Below are 17,692 nucleotides of genomic sequence, written 5' to 3' on the forward strand. Positions count from 1 at the left end.
GTGGATCGCGAGATCACCCTCCGTGACTACGGCCGCGTGCTCTGGAGCGGCCGTTGGCTCATCCTGGTCGCCACCGTCGCCGCCGCCGTCGTCGGGCTGCTGCTGACGTTCGTGACGACGACCACCTACACGGCGACGGCCCGCGTCTTCGTGGGCCAGGCGACCACCGTCTCCGGCGCCCCGTTCAGCACGCCGGGCACGAACCCGGCGACCGCGCCGACGACCCTGACCGGCGACAACCTCGTCACCCAGGTGGCGGAGGAGATCGGCGTGACCCCGTCGCGCGTCCGCCGCGGCGTGACGATCAGCGCGCCGCGCGCCCCCGGCGGCGCCGCCGGCAACCAGCCGACGATCGTGACGATCACGTTCGTCGATGAGGACCGCCGGATCGCGCGGGACGGCGCGAACGCCTACGCGGAGGTCGTGAACCAGCGTGCCCTCGCGAACTTCTCGGGCGTGTTCGACACGTACGCCCGCGGGGAGGAGCGCGCCCGCGCCGACGTGACCCGCCTCACCCGGCAGATCACCCAGCTGCAGGCGGAGCTGCGGACCGCCGGCGCCGACGACCGGGCGGTCGTCGCGACGCTGCTCTCCTCGGCCGGCCAGCAGCTCTCGCTCGCCCAGACGACCCTGACGACGCAGGAGCTGAACCGGGCGAAGGCCGAGGCCAACGAGAAGCCGGAGATCCTGTCGCTCTCGGAGAGCCCGAGCTCCTCCAGCAGCGCGCCGAACCGGCTGCGCAGCGTGATCCTCGCGGGGGTGATCGGCCTGCTCGTCGGGGTCATCGTCACCTTCGTCTGGCGCGGGAGCCCGGCCGGTCGCGCCCAGCGTGAGTAGACGCGCCGCCCTGCTCGTCGCCGCCGCGCTCACCGCGGCCGGCGCGGCGGGGTGCGGGGGCGGGGGCGCCGACGCGCAGGAGCCGCCCGCCACCGCCCCGCCGGCGGGCGCCGTGGTGGTGCGGGTCGTCGACGGCGACACCGGCGCGCCCGTCGCGGGCGCCCGGGTCACCGGGTTCCGCGGCCGCGAGGAGGTCGCGCGCGCCGAGTCCGGCGACGACGGCCGTGCCGAGGTCCCCGAGGGGACGCGGTACGTGGAGGCCCGCGCGCCGGGCCGGCCCATGGCCCGCGCACGCGTCGAGGGGGACGCGGTGGAGCTCGGCGTCTACGACCCGGCCCTGCAGAGCCCCGAGTACGGCGGGGGGCCCGAGCGCGACCGCCACGTCCCCGGCGCCGGCGCGCCGCCGCCCGAGGGCGCCCCCACCTGGAGCTTCGAGAGCCGCACGCTGCTGGAGTTCCCGCCGGCGGTGGCCGACGGCCTGGTCGCCATCGGCAACAACGCCGGCCGCGTCTACGCCCTCGACGCCGCGACGGGCGACCTGCGCTGGGCGCGCCGCCAGAAGGGCGAGATCGCCTCGAGCCCCGCGATCGCGGACGGCCGGGTGCTGATCGCGTCGATGGACGGCGCGCTCACCGCCTGGTCCGCGGGGGCGGGGACGCGGCTCTGGCAGTTCTCGACCGGCGGCAGCCCCATCGAGAGCTCCCCCCTGGTCGTCGACGGGCTGGTCTACGTCGGCGCCTGGAACGGCACCCTCTACGCCGTCGACGTCGCCACCGGCAGGTCCCGCTGGACGTTCGCGGCGGCGGCCGACATCAAGGGCAGCGCCGCCCTCGCCGACGGCCGGATCGTGGTCGGCGACTACGCCGGCAACGCCTACGCCCTCGACCCGCGCACCGGCGAGGTCGCCTGGCGCTACACCGGCGGCCAGCGCTTCTACGGCGGGCCGGCGGTCAGCGGCGACACCGTCGTGATCGGCGACGTCGGCGGGTCGGTCATCGCCCTCGACGCCGCGACCGGCGCCGAGCGCTGGCGGCACGACGCGGGCGCGTTCGTCTACTCGACCGCCGCCATCGCGCGAGGGACGGCGTTCATCGGCTCGTACAGCGGGCGCTTCGAGGCCCTCGACCTCGCGACGGGCGAGGTGCGCTGGTCGTTCGACGCCGGCGAGCGGATCTCGGGGTCCGCCACCGTCGTCGACGACGTCGTCTACACCGCGACGCTCTACCGCGACGGCGGGCCGCGCCGCACCTACGGCCTCGACGTGGAGACCGGGGACGTCCGGTTCGAGACGGACGACGGGCGCTACTCGCCCGCCGTCGGCGCCGGGCGGACGCTGTACCTGGTCGGGACGCGGACGCTCGATGCGCATCGGGCGCCGTAGGGCGCTGGCGGTCGCCGGGGGGGTCCTCGGCGTGCTCGTCCTCGCGGCGGCGGTCGTCGCCATCGGCCTCTGGCGCGGCTGGTTCGACGAGGGCAGCGTGGAGGGGACGACGGAGGGCTTCGTCCCCCAGGAGGCGCCGCGCGGGGCGGAGGACGCGGGCTCCTGGCCCGAGTTCGGTTTCGACCCCCGCCGCACGCGGGCGAACCCGGCCCTCGACCTCGCGCCGCCGTTCCGCCGCGCGTGGGAGTTCGACGCCGGGTCGCTCGTCGAGTTCCCGCCGGTGCTCGGGGCCGGGCGGGCCGTCGTCGGCACCAACGCCGGCCTCGCGATCGCCCTCGACCTCGAGACGGGCGAGGAGATCTGGCGGGTCGCGCTGCGCGGGCGGGTGGCGTCGTCGCCCGCCCTCGCCGGGGACCTCGCCCTGTTCACGACCATCCGCGGCGACGTGATCGCCCTCGACGCGGCGACGGGGGAGCAGGCCTGGCGGAGGCGGGTGGGGGGCGCCGTCGAGTCGTCGCCCCTCGTGGTCGACGGCAGCGCCTACATCGGCACCCTCTCCGGCCGCGTGATGAAGCTCGACGCCCGGACGGGCGGCGTGCGGTGGACGGCGCGCGCCACCGGCGAGGTGAAGGCGAGCCTGGCCCTCGCGGGGCGCAACGTCGTGGTCGGCGACTACGGCGGCAACGTCTCCGCCTACCGGGCCTCCGACGGCGCCCTCGCGTGGCGCACCGAGAGCCCCGGTGAGCAGCTCCGCGGACCGGGGCGCTTCTACGGCGGGCCGGCGGTCGCCTACGGGCGCGTCTTCATCGGCAACGTCAACGGCCGCGTCGTCGCCCTCGACCGCGACACGGGCGAGGTCGCCTGGGTGCGGGTGCTCGACGACTTCGTCTACTCGAGCCCCTCCGTCGCCGACGGCCTCGTGCACGTCGGCAGCTACGACCGGCACCTGTACGCCCTCGACGCCGTCAGCGGGCGCATCCGCTGGAGCGTCGACTTCGGCGAGCGCATCTCGGGGTCGCCGTCGGTGATCGGCGACGTCGTCTACGCCTCGACGCTCGCGCGCGTGCCCCGCGAGGGCCGGACCCTCGGCCTGGACGCCCGCACCGGGGAGCAGCTCCTCGACTTCCCCGACGGCCGCTACAGCCCGGCCGTGGCGGTCGAGGGTATCCTCGTCTTGACCGGCGTGCGCACGCTCTACGGCCTGACCCCCCGGTGACCGTCGGCCGTCTCGCGCGGGCGGCGGCGATCGTCGCCCTGTTCGGCCTGCTGTCGCGCGTCCTCGGGTTCGCCCGGGAGATCGTCCTCGCCGCCGCCTACGGCGCGACCGGGACCACCGACGCGTTCGTCAACTCGCTGCTGATCGTGAACTCGGTCGCCGCGGTCCTGCTGTACACGCTCGTCACCCTGATCATCCCGACGTTCCAGCGCGAACGGGCCGACAACGGCACCGAGAGCGCCTGGCGGCTCGTCACGGCCCTCGCGATCTGGGTGGGCGGCGCCCTGGTGGTGCTCGCGTCGCTCGCGGCGATCTGGCCGGAGGCCCCGGCGGCCCTGTTCGGGCTCGACGCGACCCGCGCCGCCGCCACCGCCGACCTGATCCGCATCATGGCCCCCGCCCTCGCGATGCAGGGGTTCTCGGCGATCTTCACCGCGATGCTCCAGATCCACGGCCGCTTCGCGGGGCCGGCGGCCGTCGGCGTCGCGTTCAACGCGGGCGTGATCGTCGCCGTCATCGCCGGCCAGGGCACCATCGGCATCGAGGCGGCCGGCTGGGGCGTCACGATCGGCGCCACCCTCCAGGTGCTGCTCCAGCTCCCCCAGTTCTGGCGGCTGCTGCGCGAGGCGCGGGCCCGCCCGGCGGTCACCCACCCCCGCCTCGGGGCGGTGGGCCTGCTGGCGCTGCCGGTGCTCGGGGCGTCGGTGCTGCAGCAGATCAACAGCTTCACCGACAAGTTCTTCGCGTCGACGCTGGAGGAGGGCCGGGTCGCCGCCCTCAACTTCGCGTCGGCCCTCGGGCAGGCGCCCCGCGTCGCGCTGCTGCTGCCCCTCCTGACCCCGCTGTTCCCCGTCATCGCGAAGCTGGTCTCGGAGGACCGTGAGGCCGACGCGCTCCGGGTCTTCCGGCGCGTCCTCGGGCTGCTGGGCCTCCTGTCGATCCCGATGATGGCCCTGATGGCGATCTACTCCCACGAGATCGCCCAGCTCGCCTTCCAGCGGCGCGCGTGCGGCACGGAGTGCGTCGACGAGATCGCCCCGCCGCTGCTGTTCTACGCCTTCGCCCTGTGGCCGGCGTTCGCGTCGCTGCTGCTGAACCGGACGCTGTCCGCGGCGAACCGCCAGAACGCGATCCTCTGGACCACCGTCGCCACCGTCGCGATCACGATCGTCCTCGACATCGCCCTCCTCGGCCCGATGGAGCAGGCGGGCCTCGCCCTGGCGGCGACGCTCGGCGTCTACGCGAACGCGGCGATGCTGATGGTGCGCCTGCGGCACCACTACCCGCGGGTCGGCGTCCGCGGGCTCGCGGCGCGGCAGGGGCGGCTGCTCCTGGCGGGCGCGCTCGCGGCCCTCACCGCCCTCGCGTCGAACCTGGTGCTGCCGACCGACGACATGGGGTCCCTCGAGATGCTGCCGTCGCTGGTGGTGAAGCTGGCGGTCGCGGTGGCCGTCTTCATCGCCGCCGCGTGGGCGCTCGCCCGGGAGGAGCTGGACGAGGGCCGGCGGTCCGTCGTCGCCCTGGTCACCCGCGGCCGGTAGGGTGGCCGCTGTGCCGACCTCCGTTGTCACCGGCGGGGCGGGGTTCCTCGGATCCCACCTCTGCGACCGGCTCCTCGCCGCGGGTCACCGCGTCATCTGCGTCGACAACCTCGACACGGGGACGCTCGAGAACATCGAGCACATCCGGCAGCCGGAGTTCGCGTTCCTGCAGCACGACATGATCCAGCACGTCACCATCGACGAGCCGGTCGACTACGTGTTCCACCTCGCGTCGCCGGCGAGCCCGATCGACTACCTGCGGCTGCCGCTGCACACCCTGAAGGTGGGGTCGTACGGGACGCACAACGCCCTCGGCCTGGCGAAGCGCCACCGCGCGCGGTTCCTGCTCGCCTCGACGAGCGAGGTCTACGGCGACCCGCAGCAGCACCCGCAGAGTGAGAGCTACTGGGGCCACGTCAACCCGATCGGCCCGCGCGGCGTCTACGACGAGGCGAAGCGGTACGCCGAGGCCCTGACGATGGCGTACCACCGCCAGCAGGGCGTCGACACCCACATCGTGCGGATCTTCAACACCTACGGCCCCCGGATGCGGCCCCACGACGGCCGCGCCATCCCGACTTTCGTCCGGCAGGCCCTCGAGGACAAGCCGCTGACGGTGTTCGGCCAGGGCCAGCAGACGCGGTCGTTCTGCTTCGTCTCGGACCTGATCGAGGGCTTCATCCGCCTCATCGACTCCGAGATTCACACGCCGGTCAACATCGGCAACCCCGGCGAGTTCACCATCCTGGAGCTGGCCGAGGTGATCCTGCGGCTCACCGGGAGCCGCTCCTCGATCGTCTACGAGGCGCTGCCGCAGGACGACCCCACGGTCCGCCGCCCCGACATCGGCCTCGCCCGGAGCCTGCTCGGCTGGGAGCCCACGATCGGGCTGGAGGAGGGGCTGCGCCTCACCCTCGAGGGCATGGGCGTGGAGGTCGCGGTCGCCTGATCCCCCCGCGATCGTCGCGCGTGGCCTGACCAAGCGCTACGGGGGCTTCACGGCGGTCGACGGGATCGACGTCACGATCGGCGCGGGGGAGTGCTTCGGCTTCCTCGGCCCGAACGGCGCCGGCAAGACGACGACGATGCGGATGCTGTCGTGCCTCGCGCCACGCGACGCGGGCCGGCTCGAGGTGCTGGGGCGCGACCCGGACGTGGACCCGCGGGAGCTGAAGCGGAGCCTCGGAGTGGTGGCGCAGGAGACGACGCTCGACCTGGAGCTCACCGTCCGCGAGAACCTCCTCGTCTACGCCCGGTACTTCGACATCCCGCGGGCGGAGGCCGCCCGCCGCGCCGACGAGCTGCTCGGGCTGATGGCCCTCGCCGACCGGGCCGGCGACGCCGTCGACCGCCTCTCGGGCGGGATGCGGCGGCGCCTCCAGATCGCCCGGGCCCTGATCAACCGCCCGCGGGTGGTGCTGCTCGACGAGCCGACGACCGGCCTCGACCCCCAGGCGCGCCACGCGGTCTGGGAGCGTCTGCGGCTGCTGCGGGCCGGGGGCGCGACGCTGGTGCTGACGACGCACTACATGGACGAGGCCGCCCAGCTCTGCGACCGGCTGGTGATCATGGACGCCGGCCGGATCGTGCGGACGGGGACGCCCGCCGAGCTGGTGGCGCGCGAGGCGGGCCGGGAGGTGCTGGAGCTGCGGGTCGCGGAGGCGGACCTGCCGGCCCTGCTCGCCGTCGCCGACGGGCACACCCGCGGGCACGAGGTGGACGGTGCCCTCGTGCTGCTGTTCACCGACGACGCGGAGGCCCTGCACGGGCGCATCCGCGCCGCGGGGGTCCCGGCGGCGTTGCAGGCCGCCCGGCCGGGTGGCCTGGAGGACGTGTTCCTGCGCCTCACGGGCCGGCGCCTGCGCGACTGACGCGGGCGGCGCGCCGGGTCAGGCGGTGCCGGGCACCTCGTCGTCGTCCTCGTCGGCCCACGCGTCGCGCGCCCACAGGGGTGGGCCCCCGAAGCGCTTCGCGAGGAGGATCCCGAGGCCGTACAGGACGATCTGGGGGGCCATGAGCAGCAGCATGCTGAACGGGTCGCCGCCGGGCAGCACCGCCGCGAGGGCGGCGATCACCACGAGCGCGATCCGCCACTGCTTGATGTAGAGGTCGGCCGACGCCACCCCGATCCGCGCGAGGGCGACCATCGCGACGGGGACCTCGAACATCAGCCCCGACGCGAACATCAGCGTCGTGACGAACCCGAAGTACTCCCCGGCGCGGACCTGGGTCTGGAACGTGTCGCCGCCGAAGTTCAGGAGGAAGTCGAGGGCGACCGGCAGGACGACCCAGTAGCCGAACGCCACCCCCGCGACGAACAGCGACGACGCGCCCGCGACGATCGCGAGCATCCGGCGTCGCGACTGGTCCTGCACCGCCGGGATCACGAAGGCGTAGACCTGGTAGAGCCAGATCGGCACCGCGGCGAGGATCGCCGCCCAGAAGCAGACCTTCAGGGTGGTGAAGAAGGGCTCGGTCGGCGAGAGGGTGATGAGGCCCGTGTCCTCGAACCGCTGCGGCAGCGGCTCCTCGAGGAACGCGATCAGCTGCTCGTGGAACGCGTACGCGGCGGCGAACGCCACGACCAGCGCGAGCCCGGCGACGATGAGGCGGTTGCGGAGCTCGTCGAGGTGGTCGACGACGCTGAGCTGCTCGTCGCGCGACGCCCGGCGCAGGCGCCGATCGCCCAGGACCCCCATCTATGCGGGCCGCGGAGTGGCGCTCAGCCTGGATCCGGCGGAGATCGTGGATGCGGGGTGTGAGAGCGCCGCGTCAGGCGGGATTCGGCGTCGCACCGCGAGGGTGACCCCTGCGGTCGCGCCGAATCCCGTCTGGCGTGAGCGATCTCGCGCATCCGCGCCGCGAGATGCGACGGATCCAGGCTCAGGCAGGGTCGGCGGGCCTCGGTGGGGCGTCACCCGGCACCACGACGCCCTCGAGCACGGCGTCGTCGTCCGCGACGACGGGGGTGGTCACCGTCTCCGCCGTCGGGGCGACGGGACGCGCGGGGGTGCTGCGGGGCTCGTCGTCGAGCATCGCGCCCTTGAACTCGCGGATGCCGCGGCCGACGGAGCGACCCATCTCCGGGAGGCGCTTCGGACCGAACACGAGCAGGGCGATCACCAGCACGATCAGGATCTGGATCGGTGAGATGTCCAACATGGATCCCCGGTTCTCGTCGTCGTGGACGATCCAAGGTTAGCCCGCCCCCGTGCCGCCCACCAGCCGGGGCGCCCGACGGCCGGTAATGTCCCGCGGATGGCCGACCCCGCCGCCGACGCCGTCGTCCGCCAGATGCGCGACGCCATCATGGACACCGACCTCAAGCTGCTGCAGGCGGTCAACACCCGCCTCGAGCTCGTCGCCCGGCTGCGCGCGTACAAGCGCTCCCAGGGGATGGACTTCGTGGACCAGGCGCGCGAGGACTGGATGCACCGCTACCTGGCGGCGTCGAACCGCGGGCCCCTGAGCGAGGAGGGCCTCCACGAGATCTACGGGCGCCTCCTCGACCTCACCAAGGCGGAGACCGCCGAGGACGACCCCGCCGGCTGACCGCCGGGGGCCGGGGGCCCTACCCCTCGGTCATGAAGTCGTCGGGGCTCACCTGGTCGAGGAACTCCTTGAACTTCTCGACGACCTCGTCGGTGTCCTCGACCTCGTGCTCGAACTCGATGCCGCTCTCCTCGATGACCTTGTCCGCGGCGAAGATCGGGGCGTTGCTGCGTACGGCGAGGGCGAGGGCGTCGCTCGGGCGGGAGTCGATCTCGATCTCCGACGCGGCGGCGCGCAGGGTGATGAGCGCGTAGAACGTGTTCTCGCGGAGCTCGGTGACCGTGATCTTGGCGATCTCGGCGCTCAGCTCGGAGACCACGTCGGTGAGCAGGTCGTGGGTCATGGGCCGCGGGGTCTCGGCGCCCTGCAGCTTCATCAGGATCGCGGCCGCCTCGGCGTGCCCGATCCAGATCGGCAGGAACTTGTTCCCCGACACGGTCTTCAGGAGGACGATCGGCTGCTTGCCGACCATGTCGAAGCTCACCCCGTAGATGACCATCTCGTGCACGGCGCGCCCTCCGTTTCTCCGGATCCGGGCGGCGGCCCGGGCGTCGATCATAGCCGCGGTCCGGTGGGGCGGCCTCCCCACGGGGCGCGGCGCCCGTGGGGGCCGGACGGGCCCGTGGAGATGGCCCGGCGAGGTTGATACCCTCCCGCGACCCGTACGGGTGGGGGCGATTAGCTCAGTCGGTTAGAGCGCATCTCTGATAAGGATGAGGTCCCTGGTTCGAATCCAGGATCGCCCACTTCACGGCCGGACCGGTCCGGCCGGCTCGCGGAGGTCGTCTCAGGCGTGAGCTCGGGGCTCGGCAGCGCTCCCCAGACGGACGCACGGCGGATCAGCTGCCTGGTCGCCGACGACCACGCCATCGTGCGGGAGGGCCTGCGCCGGGTGCTGTCGCAGATCGACGACATGGTCGTCGTCGGCGAGGCGTCCTCGGGCGAGGCCGCGCTGGAGCTGGTCGCCCGCCGCCGCCCCGAGGTGGTGCTGATGGACGCCCGCATGCCGGGGATGGGCGGCGTCGCCGCCGCCGGGCGCATCACGACGGACCACCCGGAGGTGCGCGTCGTGATGTTCACGGCCCACTCCGAGCAGGACCTCCTGTGGGAGGCCCTGGACGCGGGGGCGCAGGGCTTCGTGCTGAAGGACTCCGAGAGCGCCGCCCTCGTCGGGGCCGTGCGCCAGGTGGTCGCCGGGGAGCCCTACGTGGACCCGCGGCTCGCCCCGGACTTCCTGCGCCAGCTCGCCCGGCCCCGGCCGGGGGGCATCCTGAGCGCCCGGGAGCGGGAGATCCTGCAGATGCTGGCCGACGGCCACTCGAACCGCGAGGTCTCCGAGCGTCTCGTGGTGAGCGTCGAGACGGTCAAGACCCACGTGAAGCACATCCTCGCCAAGCTCGAGGCCGAGCACCGCACCCAGGCGGTCGCCATCGGCATCCGCCAGGCGCTGATCCGCTAGTGGCCCGATTCGGGAGGTCGTCTGCGGGTCCCGAGCGAATCGCGCGCGAGGCAAGGACGCAGGTCAGGCCCGGTATCGGGAATACCGGGTCTGCCGAGGACGCAGCATCGCGCCGCGATGCAGCCGGGAGCCGCCACCGAACTCCTGCATCGGGACACTGACGCCATGGCGGCGCGCGGAAGCGGCGGCGCGGCGGCCCTCGCCGGCATCGTCGCGCTGGTCGGCGCCGAGGCGGACCTGGAGCAGGCCCTCCCGCGGGCACTCGACGTCGTCGCCGCCGCGACGGGCGCCGCGACGGTGGCGATCTACCTCGGCGACCCGGCGGCCGGCGGGCTGGAGCTGCGGGGCGTCGGCGGCCCGGGCGACGGGGGGACGCGCCCGACCACGGGGTTGCGTCCCGCGACGGCGCCGGGGGTCTGCGCCGCGCTGGCGGCGGGACGGGACGCCGACGAGGGGGCGCTCGGGGACGAGCTGGAGGCCCTCGGGCTGGAGGGCGGCCGCATCCTGCCGACGCGTGTCGGGGGCCGCACCGTCGCCGCGCTCGGGCTGGCGCCGGCGCCGCTGCAGGACGACGACGACGCCACCTCGCTGCGCACGGCCGCCCAGTTCCTCGGTCTCGGATTGCGGAATACGCAACTCGCTTCGGGTGTCCGGGACCGGGTGCGGGAGCTCGACCGCCAGGCGGTGCAGCTCGGGGCGTTGACCGAGGTCGCCCGCCGGGTGGCGGCGGCCCTGGAGCCGGCCGACGCCCACCGCGTCGTCGTCGCGGAGGCCCGGGCCCTCGTCCGCGCCCACCGGGCGGTGCTGCTGCTCCCGGGTCGCGGTGGCGGGCTGGAGGTCGTCGCGGCGGAGGGGCCGGACGCCGACGACCCGCTGCTCGACGAGGAGATCGCCCGGGCGAGGGCGGGATCCGCCGGGCGGCGGGGGCGGGGCGTGGCGGTGCCGATCGCCGTCGCGGAGGGCCCGGGTGCGGCGGGGATCGGGGTGCTGGCGGTGCGCCGCTCCCACGGGGGGCCGTTCGACGAGGACGACGTCGAGCGCCTCCGGGGCCTCGCCGACCAGGCGGCGATCGCCCTCGCGAACGGCCGCCTGCTGTCAGATCTGCGGCGCGAGCAGGAGGAACGCCGGTCCCTGGCGGCCGCGATCGTGCTCGCCCAGGAGCAGGAGCGGCGGCGGATCGCGGAGGACCTCCACGACGGGCCGGTGCAGGAGCTGGTCGGGGTGGGCCTGCTGCTCGACGCCCTCGCGGGGGACCTGGCGCCCGCCGCGCCGGGCGCCGTCGAGGACGTGGAGCGCGCCGCGGCGGCGGCGCGCGAGTCGGTGCGCGGCCTGCGCCGGGCCATCGCCGATCTGCACCCGCTCCTGCTGGAGCAGCTCGGCTTCGCGGCCGCGGTCCGCTCCCAGCTGGAGCGCCTGGAGTGGGCGGGCGTGGAGGTCGAGGTGGACGTCGCCGCCGCCGACCGCCTGCCGGAGACGGCCCGCACCGTGGCGTTCCGGATCGTGCAGGAGGCGATCGCCAACGTCGCCCGCCACGCCGCGGCGACCCACGTCACCGTCCGCGCCGCACGCCGGGGGGAGGACGTCGTCGTCGAGGTGCGCGACGACGGCCGGGGGTTCGATCCCGAAGCCCCCCGCGCGGGCCTGGCGGCGGGGCACCTCGGGCTGGCGGCCATCGAGGAGCGGGCACGCCTCGCCGGCGGGGTGCTGTCGATCCGCTCCAACCCGGGTGCGGGGTCGGTGGTGGAGCTGGTGCTGCCCGCCGCGGCCCCCGCGGCGGGGTCCGGTCAGGCCGGTGGCGACCCGAGCCGGTCGAGTGCGGCCGACAACGCGCCCTCGTCGGCGAACCGGAGCTCGACGACGACCTGACCTCCGCGCGCGGTCCGCACCCGCACGGGGGTGTCGAACGCCGTGCCGAAGGCCTCGAGCGCCGCGTCGCCGAGGGGCGTCGGGGCCACCGCCGACGCGGAGGGCGACGGCGCCGCGGCCTCCTCGCGGGCGAGGTCCTCGGTGCGGCGCACCGACAGGTCCTCCGCGACGACCCGCTCCGCCAGGCGCGTCCGGCGGGCGGGGCCGTCGGCCATCAGGATCGCGCGGCCATGGCCCTCGCTGATGGTCCCGGTCGCGATCATCTCCTGCACGCCCTCCGGCAGCTCCAGCAGCCGGACGAGGTTGGAGACCGCGGGGCGGCTGCGCCCGAGACGTGCGGCCAGCTCGCCGTGGCTCTGGCCGAAGTCCTCGACGAGGCAGGCGCATGCCTGCGCGACGTCGATGGGGCTGAGGTCCTCGCGGACGACGTTCTCGACGAGCGCCAGCTCCAGGCGCTCGCGGGCGTCGACCTCGCGCACGACCGCGGGCACCCGCTCCAGCCCGGCGAGCCGTGCGGCGCGCCAGCGCCGCTCACCCGCGATGAGCTGGTGGTTCCCCGCGGCGTCGGCGGGACCGACGACGACCGGCTGCAGCACCCCGGTGGCCCGGAGCGACGCGGCCAGGGCCTCCAGGGCCTCGGGGGCGAGGGTCGCCCGCGGCTGGTCGGGGTTGGGGGTGATGGCGTCGAGCGGGATCTCGAGCAGGGTCCCGCCCGACGTCGCGGCGCGGGCGGACGCGCCGTCGCCGAGGAGGGCCTCGAGGCCCCGGCCGAGGCCGCGCCGTTCGCGTGCGGGGGCGTCAGCCACGGGCGGCGACCTCCTTTGCGGCCTCGAAGTACGCGTCGGCGCCCGCGCAGTGCGGGTCGTACCGGATGACCGGCTCGCCGTAGGACGGCGCCTCGGCCAGGCGGACGTTGCGGGGCACCACGGTGCGGAACGCGAGTTGCGGGAAGTGGCGCCGGACCTCGCCGATGACGTCGCCGCTGACCCGGGTGCGCGAGTCGTGCATGGTCATGAGCATCCCGGTCACCCGGAGACCGGGGTTCAGCCGCTGCTGGACGCCGGCGACGGTCTCCATGAGCCGCGACAGGCCCTCCAGCGCGTAGTACTCGCACTGGACCGGCACGATCAGGCGGTCGGCGGCGGCGAGGGCGTTGACCGTGAGCAGGTCGAGGGACGGCGGGCAGTCGAGGAAGACGTAGCGGTACCGCTCCCGGGCCGGCGCCAGGGCGCGCGCCAGGATGCGCTCGCGGTCCGGGCGGTTCGGCAGCTCGACGGCGGCGCCCGCGAGGTCGGACGACGACGGCACCAGGTCGAGGTTCGGGACGCTCGTGTGGACGACCGCGTCCTCGACCGGGACGCCGTCGAGCAGCACGTCGGCGATCGTCACCCGGTCGCGCCCCGAGACGCCGAGCCCGCCGGACGCGTTGGCCTGGGGGTCGGCATCGACCAGCAGCACGGACGCGCCGGCCTCGGCGAGGCAGGCGGCCAGGTTGACGGCGGTCGTCGTCTTGCCGACCCCGCCCTTCTGGTTGGCGACGGCGTAGATCACGAGTCCTCCCCCAGGGGGCGCTTGGCGGCGCGCCCGGGCGGGCGCGGGAACCGCGCGGGTGTCGGGGCGACCTTCACGAACGTCTGCAGGCGGCGGCGGGCGCCCGGGAACGGCTCGACCGCGGCGATCCCGGCGGGTTCGAGGCCCAGCTCGGCGGCGGCGCGCGCGCCGGCCGCCTCGCGCGCCGGGTCGTCGTCGTCGCCGCGCCAGGCGACGACGGAGCCACCCACGGCGACGAGGGGCGCGGCCAGCTCGAGGGCCACGGGCAGGGGCCCGAGGGCGCGCATCGTGGCCAGCGGGAAGGTCTCGCGCTCGCGTTCGGCGAGGTGCTCGGAGCGGTCGGCCACGACCCGCACATTAGGGATCGTCGCGGACGCCCGGCGCAGCCAGTCGGCCTTCCGTCCCTCGCTCTCGACGAGGGTCACGGCCAGCTCGGGACGGGCGATCGCGAGGGCCAGGCCGGGGAAGCCGACGCCGCTCCCGATGTCGACGAGCGCCGTCGCGGAGGCGACGGCGGGCAGGGTGAGCCCCGCGAGGCTGTCCGCCAGATGGCGGTCGATGCCCGGGCCGGTCCCCGCGATCGCGGTGAGGTTCTGGGGCTCGGCCGCGATGAGGTCGAGCAACGCGAGCATCCGCCCGGCGTGGCCCGGGTCGAGCGTCAGGCCGAGTCCCGCCACGCGGGTGGCCAGGTGCGCCGCGTGACCCCCTGTTTCACGTGAAACCGGGGGGTCCGGGGTCATCCAGGCGCGCCGGTTTCACGTGGAACCGGTGGGGACGGCGTCACTCGGCGGGCTCCACGATGATCCGGCGGCGGGGCTCGTCGCCCTCGCTGCGCGTCACGACGTCCGTCCGCTCCTTCAGCGCCATGTGGACGATCCGCCGGTCGTGCGGCGTCATCGCGTCGAGCTCGATCTCCTCGCCGAACTCCACGGCCTCGGCGGCGGCCTGCGCCGCGAGGTCCTGGAGGGCCGCCTCCCGCCGCGCGCGGTAGCCGTCGGCGTCGAGGCTCACGCGGCGGCGGTTCCCGGCCTCCGCGCGGCTCGCGACCTGGGACAGCAGGTACTGCAGCGCGTCGATCGTCTCGCCGCCACGTCCCACGAGCGCCGACGTCCCCTCGCCCTGCACGTCGACCTCGATGTCGTTGCCCTCGTCCCCCGGCGACACGACGACGGTCGCGTCGAGTCCCATCCCCTCGACGACGGCCTCCACCACCTGGGCGACGGCGGCGGCGCCGGGCCCCTCGGCCGTGATCTCACTCGTGCCCATGGTCCACCCCCGGCTCAGCGCTTCTTCTTCTTGGACCGGGCCTGCGCCGGGCGGGAGCCCTTCGCCGGACCCTTGCCGCCCTGGCCCTTCGGCCGCGGCTGACGACGGTTCCCGGCCGCACCGTTCCCCCCGGTGCCGTTCGACGGCGCGACCGGCGCCTCCTCCGGCTCCGGCGCGGTCACGGCCTCCGGGGCCTCGGTCGCCTCGGGGGCGTCGAGCGCCTCGCCGGCGTCGTCCGGCTCCGGGGTGGTGACGGGCTCGTCGGCGCTCGTGCCCCCACGGCGGCGACGGCGACGCGGCGCGGCGACGGGCGTGGTGGCCTCGTCGTCGTCCCCGGTCGCGTCCTCCTCGCCGTCGGTCAGCGCGGCCACGCCGGCGGTCTCGGCCCGGGGCGGCGTGCGGGAGCCCTTCTTCTGCTGCGGGGGCGGGTTCTTGCTGTTGAACTTCTCGACCTCGTCGGGGTCCGCGAGGTGCAGCCCGATCCGGTGCCGCATGACCAGCTGCTGGCCGGCGGTCCAGAGGTTGGTGGTCATCCAGTAGAGGACCAGGCCCGACGGGACCGGGAACTGGAAGACGAAGATCACGACGACCACCGGCAGGATCCGCATGATCCGCCGCTGGGACTCGGGCATGTTCGGCGTCGCCGACAGCTCGGTCGACAGCAGCTGGCTGATGGCGTAGATCGCCACGATGACCGCGGCGCCCCAGCCGATCTCGGTCAGCTCCAGGCGGATGTCCGGGATGACCCACATGAACGAGAGCGAGTCGCTCGCCCCGCTCCCGACGACCGCCTCCTCGGAGAACTCCCGCAGCACGTAGTACAGCGCGATGAAGATCGGCAGCTGCGCCACGAGCGGCAGGCACGAGGCGAACGGGTTGATCTCGTTCTCCTTGTAGAACCGCATCAGCTCCTCGTTGAGCTTCTGGCGGTTCCCCTTGTACTTGCGCTGCAGCTCCTTCAGCTGCGGCGCGACCATCTGCATGCTCCTCATCGAGGAGTACTGCTTGATGACCAGGGGGAGGAGAGCGGTCCGCACGATGACCGTCAGCACGACGATCGACCAGCCGTAGGTGAGGTTGGCGTTCTCGTGCAGGAAGTCGAGGAGGCTGCGGAGCGGGTCCTCGAGGAGCTGGAGCGGGTTCACGAGCGGAAGAGCCTCTGATCGGCGGGGTAGTCGACGCCGCCGTGGCTCCACGGGTTGCAGCGCAGCAGGCGCCACCCGGCCAGGACCACGCCGCGCACGGGGCCGAACTCACGGATCGCGCCCGCCGCGTACGCCGAGCAGCTCGGGTGGTACTTGCAGCGCTGGGGGATCAACGGCGAGATCGCACGCTGGTAGAGCCGGATCGGGGCGATCAGGAGGGTCCTCACGCCGCGCTCGTGGCGGTCGCGCGCTCGGCGAGCTCCGCGAGGCGGGCGCCCAGGGCGGCCGATCCACGCTCCTCCACGTACTCCGCGGCGCCGGGACGCGCGATGACCACCACGTCGATCCCCCCCGGCAGGCCGGGGGCGATGGCCGCGAACTGCTCGCGCAGCACCCGCTTCACCCGGTTGCGCTCCACCGCGCCGCCGACCTTCTTCGACACGGACAGCCCCAGCCGGGCCGGGGCGTCCCCGGGCCGGTCGTCGCGGGAGAAGGCGTAGACCACGAGATGGCGGTTCGCTGCCGAGCGACCGCGGCGGTAGACCGCGTCGAAGTCGCCCGACCGGGTGATCCGCGCACGGCGCCGCGGAGCGGTGCCGGCGTCGCTCACGGGTCAGGCCGACAGGCGCGCACGGCCCTTGGCACGGCGGCGCTTGAGCACCGCCCGGCCGGCACGGGTGCTCATCCGCACCCGGAAGCCATGCGTCTTACTCCGCTTGCGCCGATTGGGCTGGTAGGTCCGCTTCACGCGCGCCGCACTCCTCGTAGGGCCGTTCCCGGCATCCATATCCGGGCAGGGCATCGCCCGCCGGGGGTGAGCGAGCATAGCAAAGGCCGCCGGGGCTCCGGGACCCCGTCCCGACGGCGCCGCAACGGCCCTCGACGGGGGCCCCCGGAGCGTGTATCAGGCGGCCGCGAAAATCCCTCCACACGTGTGGACACGCCTGTGGACAGTGGCTCCGATGCTCGGTGGGGAGCGGGATCCTGTGTCACGTGACGATCGTCATCAGGGCGGGTTTCGCGCGATTTCGCCGCTCCGACGTGCATTCGTTCTCCACAGGCCACCGCGGGGGGTTCCGGTGGCCGGGGGGACCGGGTTAGAGTGCCGCCCCCCACCCCCCGGACGATGCCCACGACCCTCACCCTCACCACGCCGATCGCCGCCGCGCGCACCTCGCCCGCGGAGCGTCCCGGCGTGCGGTTGGCGGTGTACGCGGGCCCCGCCGAGCCCCCCCGGATCGACCATCTGGAGGACGACGACGCGGTGGCCCTGATCGAGGTCGTCTGCGACGCGGTGTACGAGCACTCGCCGCTTCCGGCCCCGGCCGTCCGTGAGATCGTCGAGAACCTCGTCCACGCCGGCTTCGCCGACGCGGTCGTGAGCGTCCTCGACGGGGGCCACACCGTGCGGGTCAGCGACCACGGACCCGGCATCGACGACCCGTCCCGTGCCCGGACCCCCGGCTTCACGTCCGCGCGGGCCGAGGCCCGGGCGATCGTCCGCGGCGTCGGCGGCGGACTGCCCCTCGCGGACGCCCTGCTGGCGGACGCCGGCGGGACGCTGGAGATGACCCCCAACCTCGGGGGCGGCGTCGTCGTCACCCTGCGCGTCCCGCCCCCGGACACGACCCCCGCCGAGCCCGTCCCCTCGGGGACGGCGCGCATGATCCTCGCGCTCCTACTCGAGGTCGGCAGCGCCGACGCCGAGCGGCTCGCCCGCGAGCTCCACGCCTCGCGCTCCGAGTGCGGCCGCGAGCTCGCGGCACTGCAGCACCGCGGACTGGTCGTCCGCGAGAGCGGAGGCGCCCGCCGCCTCACCGAGGCCGGCGCCGCACTCGTCGCCACCCTCTTCTAGAGCACCCCTCCCGGACCCCGCCC

At 74.7% G+C, this 17,692-nt stretch carries 21 protein-coding genes and 1 tRNA gene; 11 read left to right on the forward strand and 11 right to left on the reverse strand.

The window, feature by feature from the left end; all coding sequences use genetic code 11:
* From IU369_RS18645 to IU369_RS18670, 6 genes are read left to right on the forward strand one after another with little or no spacing between them, the layout of a single operon-like run.
* Window positions 1-837: a Wzz/FepE/Etk N-terminal domain-containing protein gene (locus tag IU369_RS18645; RefSeq protein ID WP_217922488.1), complete on the forward strand. Its 837-nt coding sequence runs from the start codon at window positions 1-3 to the stop codon at window positions 835-837.
* Window positions 830-2,218 carry an outer membrane protein assembly factor BamB family protein gene (locus tag IU369_RS18650; protein ID WP_217922489.1) on the forward strand — a complete coding sequence of 463 codons (1,389 nt, stop codon included), beginning with the start codon at window positions 830-832 and terminating at the stop codon, window positions 2,216-2,218. The genes IU369_RS18645 and IU369_RS18650 overlap by 8 nt, the downstream gene beginning before the upstream one ends.
* Entirely contained in the window at window positions 2,199-3,434 is a 1,236-nt protein-coding gene (locus IU369_RS18655) for an outer membrane protein assembly factor BamB family protein (protein WP_217922490.1), read from the forward strand. Before IU369_RS18650 ends, IU369_RS18655 begins: the two co-directional genes overlap by 20 nt.
* Window positions 3,431-4,975: a murein biosynthesis integral membrane protein MurJ gene (murJ, locus tag IU369_RS18660; protein WP_217922491.1), complete on the forward strand. Its 1,545-nt coding sequence runs from the start codon at window positions 3,431-3,433 to the stop codon at window positions 4,973-4,975. Before IU369_RS18655 ends, murJ begins: the two co-directional genes overlap by 4 nt.
* A 10-nt stretch (window positions 4,976-4,985) precedes the next feature.
* Entirely contained in the window at window positions 4,986-5,924 is a 939-nt protein-coding gene (locus IU369_RS18665) for a UDP-glucuronic acid decarboxylase family protein (protein ID WP_217922492.1), read from the forward strand.
* A gap of 25 nt (window positions 5,925-5,949) precedes the next feature.
* The gene (locus tag IU369_RS18670) at window positions 5,950-6,846 is read left to right on the forward strand and encodes an ABC transporter ATP-binding protein (RefSeq protein WP_343233260.1); all 897 of its coding nucleotides are present in this window, start codon (window positions 5,950-5,952) and stop codon (window positions 6,844-6,846) included.
* 18 nt (window positions 6,847-6,864) lie between these two features.
* Here the strand turns inward: IU369_RS18670 and tatC are convergent, their stop codons facing one another.
* Together tatC and IU369_RS18680 are read right to left on the reverse strand one after the other, a co-directional pair.
* On the reverse strand, window positions 6,865-7,674 hold the full coding sequence (gene tatC / locus IU369_RS18675) for a twin-arginine translocase subunit TatC (RefSeq protein ID WP_217922493.1): 810 nt from the start codon (window positions 7,672-7,674) through the stop codon (window positions 6,865-6,867).
* Window positions 7,675-7,858: 184 nt separating this feature from the next.
* Window positions 7,859-8,137 (reverse strand): Sec-independent protein translocase subunit TatA/TatB, encoded by a 279-nt coding sequence (locus IU369_RS18680; protein WP_217922494.1) that lies wholly within the window; start codon window positions 8,135-8,137, stop codon window positions 7,859-7,861.
* A 96-nt stretch (window positions 8,138-8,233) separates the two neighbouring features.
* On the opposite strand from IU369_RS18680, the gene IU369_RS18685 reads away from it, so the two are divergent.
* Window positions 8,234-8,527 carry a chorismate mutase gene (locus IU369_RS18685; RefSeq protein ID WP_217922495.1) on the forward strand — a complete coding sequence of 98 codons (294 nt, stop codon included), beginning with the start codon at window positions 8,234-8,236 and terminating at the stop codon, window positions 8,525-8,527.
* 19 nt (window positions 8,528-8,546) lie between these two features.
* Here IU369_RS18685 and IU369_RS18690 read toward each other — a convergent pair whose 3' ends face one another.
* On the reverse strand, window positions 8,547-9,026 hold the full coding sequence (locus tag IU369_RS18690) for a bifunctional nuclease family protein (protein ID WP_246551568.1): 480 nt from the start codon (window positions 9,024-9,026) through the stop codon (window positions 8,547-8,549).
* Window positions 9,027-9,199: 173 nt separating this feature from the next.
* Here IU369_RS18690 and IU369_RS18695 point away from each other — a divergent pair.
* The 3 genes from IU369_RS18695 to IU369_RS18705 all read left to right on the forward strand — a co-directional run bounded on the left by IU369_RS18695 (window position 9,200) and on the right by IU369_RS18705 (window position 11,852).
* Window positions 9,200-9,273 (forward strand) — tRNA-Ile (locus tag IU369_RS18695).
* A gap of 47 nt (window positions 9,274-9,320) precedes the next feature.
* Entirely contained in the window at window positions 9,321-9,986 is a 666-nt protein-coding gene (locus tag IU369_RS18700) for a response regulator (RefSeq protein WP_217922497.1), read from the forward strand.
* A 165-nt stretch (window positions 9,987-10,151) separates the two neighbouring features.
* Window positions 10,152-11,852, forward strand: coding sequence for a sensor histidine kinase (locus IU369_RS18705; RefSeq protein WP_217922498.1), 1,701 nt, complete (start codon window positions 10,152-10,154; stop codon window positions 11,850-11,852).
* Here the strand turns inward: IU369_RS18705 and IU369_RS18710 are convergent.
* From IU369_RS18710 to rpmH, 8 genes are all read right to left on the reverse strand, one after another.
* Window positions 11,771-12,658, reverse strand: a complete 888-nt coding sequence (locus IU369_RS18710; protein ID WP_217922499.1) for a ParB/RepB/Spo0J family partition protein — start codon at window positions 12,656-12,658, stop codon at window positions 11,771-11,773. The genes IU369_RS18705 and IU369_RS18710 overlap by 82 nt on opposite strands.
* Window positions 12,651-13,403 (reverse strand): ParA family protein, encoded by a 753-nt coding sequence (locus tag IU369_RS18715; protein ID WP_217922500.1) that lies wholly within the window; start codon window positions 13,401-13,403, stop codon window positions 12,651-12,653. Before IU369_RS18715 ends, IU369_RS18710 begins: the two co-directional genes overlap by 8 nt.
* Window positions 13,400-14,080 carry a 16S rRNA (guanine(527)-N(7))-methyltransferase RsmG gene (gene rsmG / locus IU369_RS18720; protein ID WP_217922501.1) on the reverse strand — a complete coding sequence of 227 codons (681 nt, stop codon included), beginning with the start codon at window positions 14,078-14,080 and terminating at the stop codon, window positions 13,400-13,402. The genes IU369_RS18715 and rsmG overlap by 4 nt, the downstream gene beginning before the upstream one ends.
* Window positions 14,081-14,183: 103 nt before the next feature.
* Entirely contained in the window at window positions 14,184-14,669 is a 486-nt protein-coding gene (locus tag IU369_RS18725; protein WP_217922502.1) for a Jag family protein, read from the reverse strand.
* A gap of 14 nt (window positions 14,670-14,683) precedes the next feature.
* Window positions 14,684-15,814, reverse strand: a complete 1,131-nt coding sequence (locus IU369_RS18730) for a YidC/Oxa1 family membrane protein insertase (protein ID WP_217922503.1) — start codon at window positions 15,812-15,814, stop codon at window positions 14,684-14,686.
* Complete coding sequence (yidD, locus tag IU369_RS18735; protein ID WP_217922504.1) at window positions 15,811-16,041, reverse strand: membrane protein insertion efficiency factor YidD; 231 nt, start codon at window positions 16,039-16,041, stop codon at window positions 15,811-15,813. Before yidD ends, IU369_RS18730 begins: the two co-directional genes overlap by 4 nt.
* Window positions 16,038-16,424, reverse strand: a complete 387-nt coding sequence (gene rnpA / locus IU369_RS18740) for a ribonuclease P protein component (RefSeq protein ID WP_217922505.1) — start codon at window positions 16,422-16,424, stop codon at window positions 16,038-16,040. The genes yidD and rnpA overlap by 4 nt, the downstream gene beginning before the upstream one ends.
* Window positions 16,425-16,427: 3 nt before the next feature.
* Window positions 16,428-16,562 carry a 50S ribosomal protein L34 gene (rpmH, locus tag IU369_RS18745; protein WP_217922506.1) on the reverse strand — a complete coding sequence of 45 codons (135 nt, stop codon included), beginning with the start codon at window positions 16,560-16,562 and terminating at the stop codon, window positions 16,428-16,430.
* A 378-nt stretch (window positions 16,563-16,940) separates the two neighbouring features.
* Between rpmH and IU369_RS18750 the strand changes: the two genes are divergently transcribed.
* On the forward strand, window positions 16,941-17,669 hold the full coding sequence (locus IU369_RS18750) for an ATP-binding protein (protein ID WP_217922507.1): 729 nt from the start codon (window positions 16,941-16,943) through the stop codon (window positions 17,667-17,669).
* Window positions 17,670-17,692: the final 23 nt, after the last annotated feature.

This window comes from Miltoncostaea oceani, from assembly GCF_018141545.1.
GTDB lineage: Bacteria > Actinomycetota > Thermoleophilia > Miltoncostaeales > Miltoncostaeaceae > Miltoncostaea > Miltoncostaea oceani.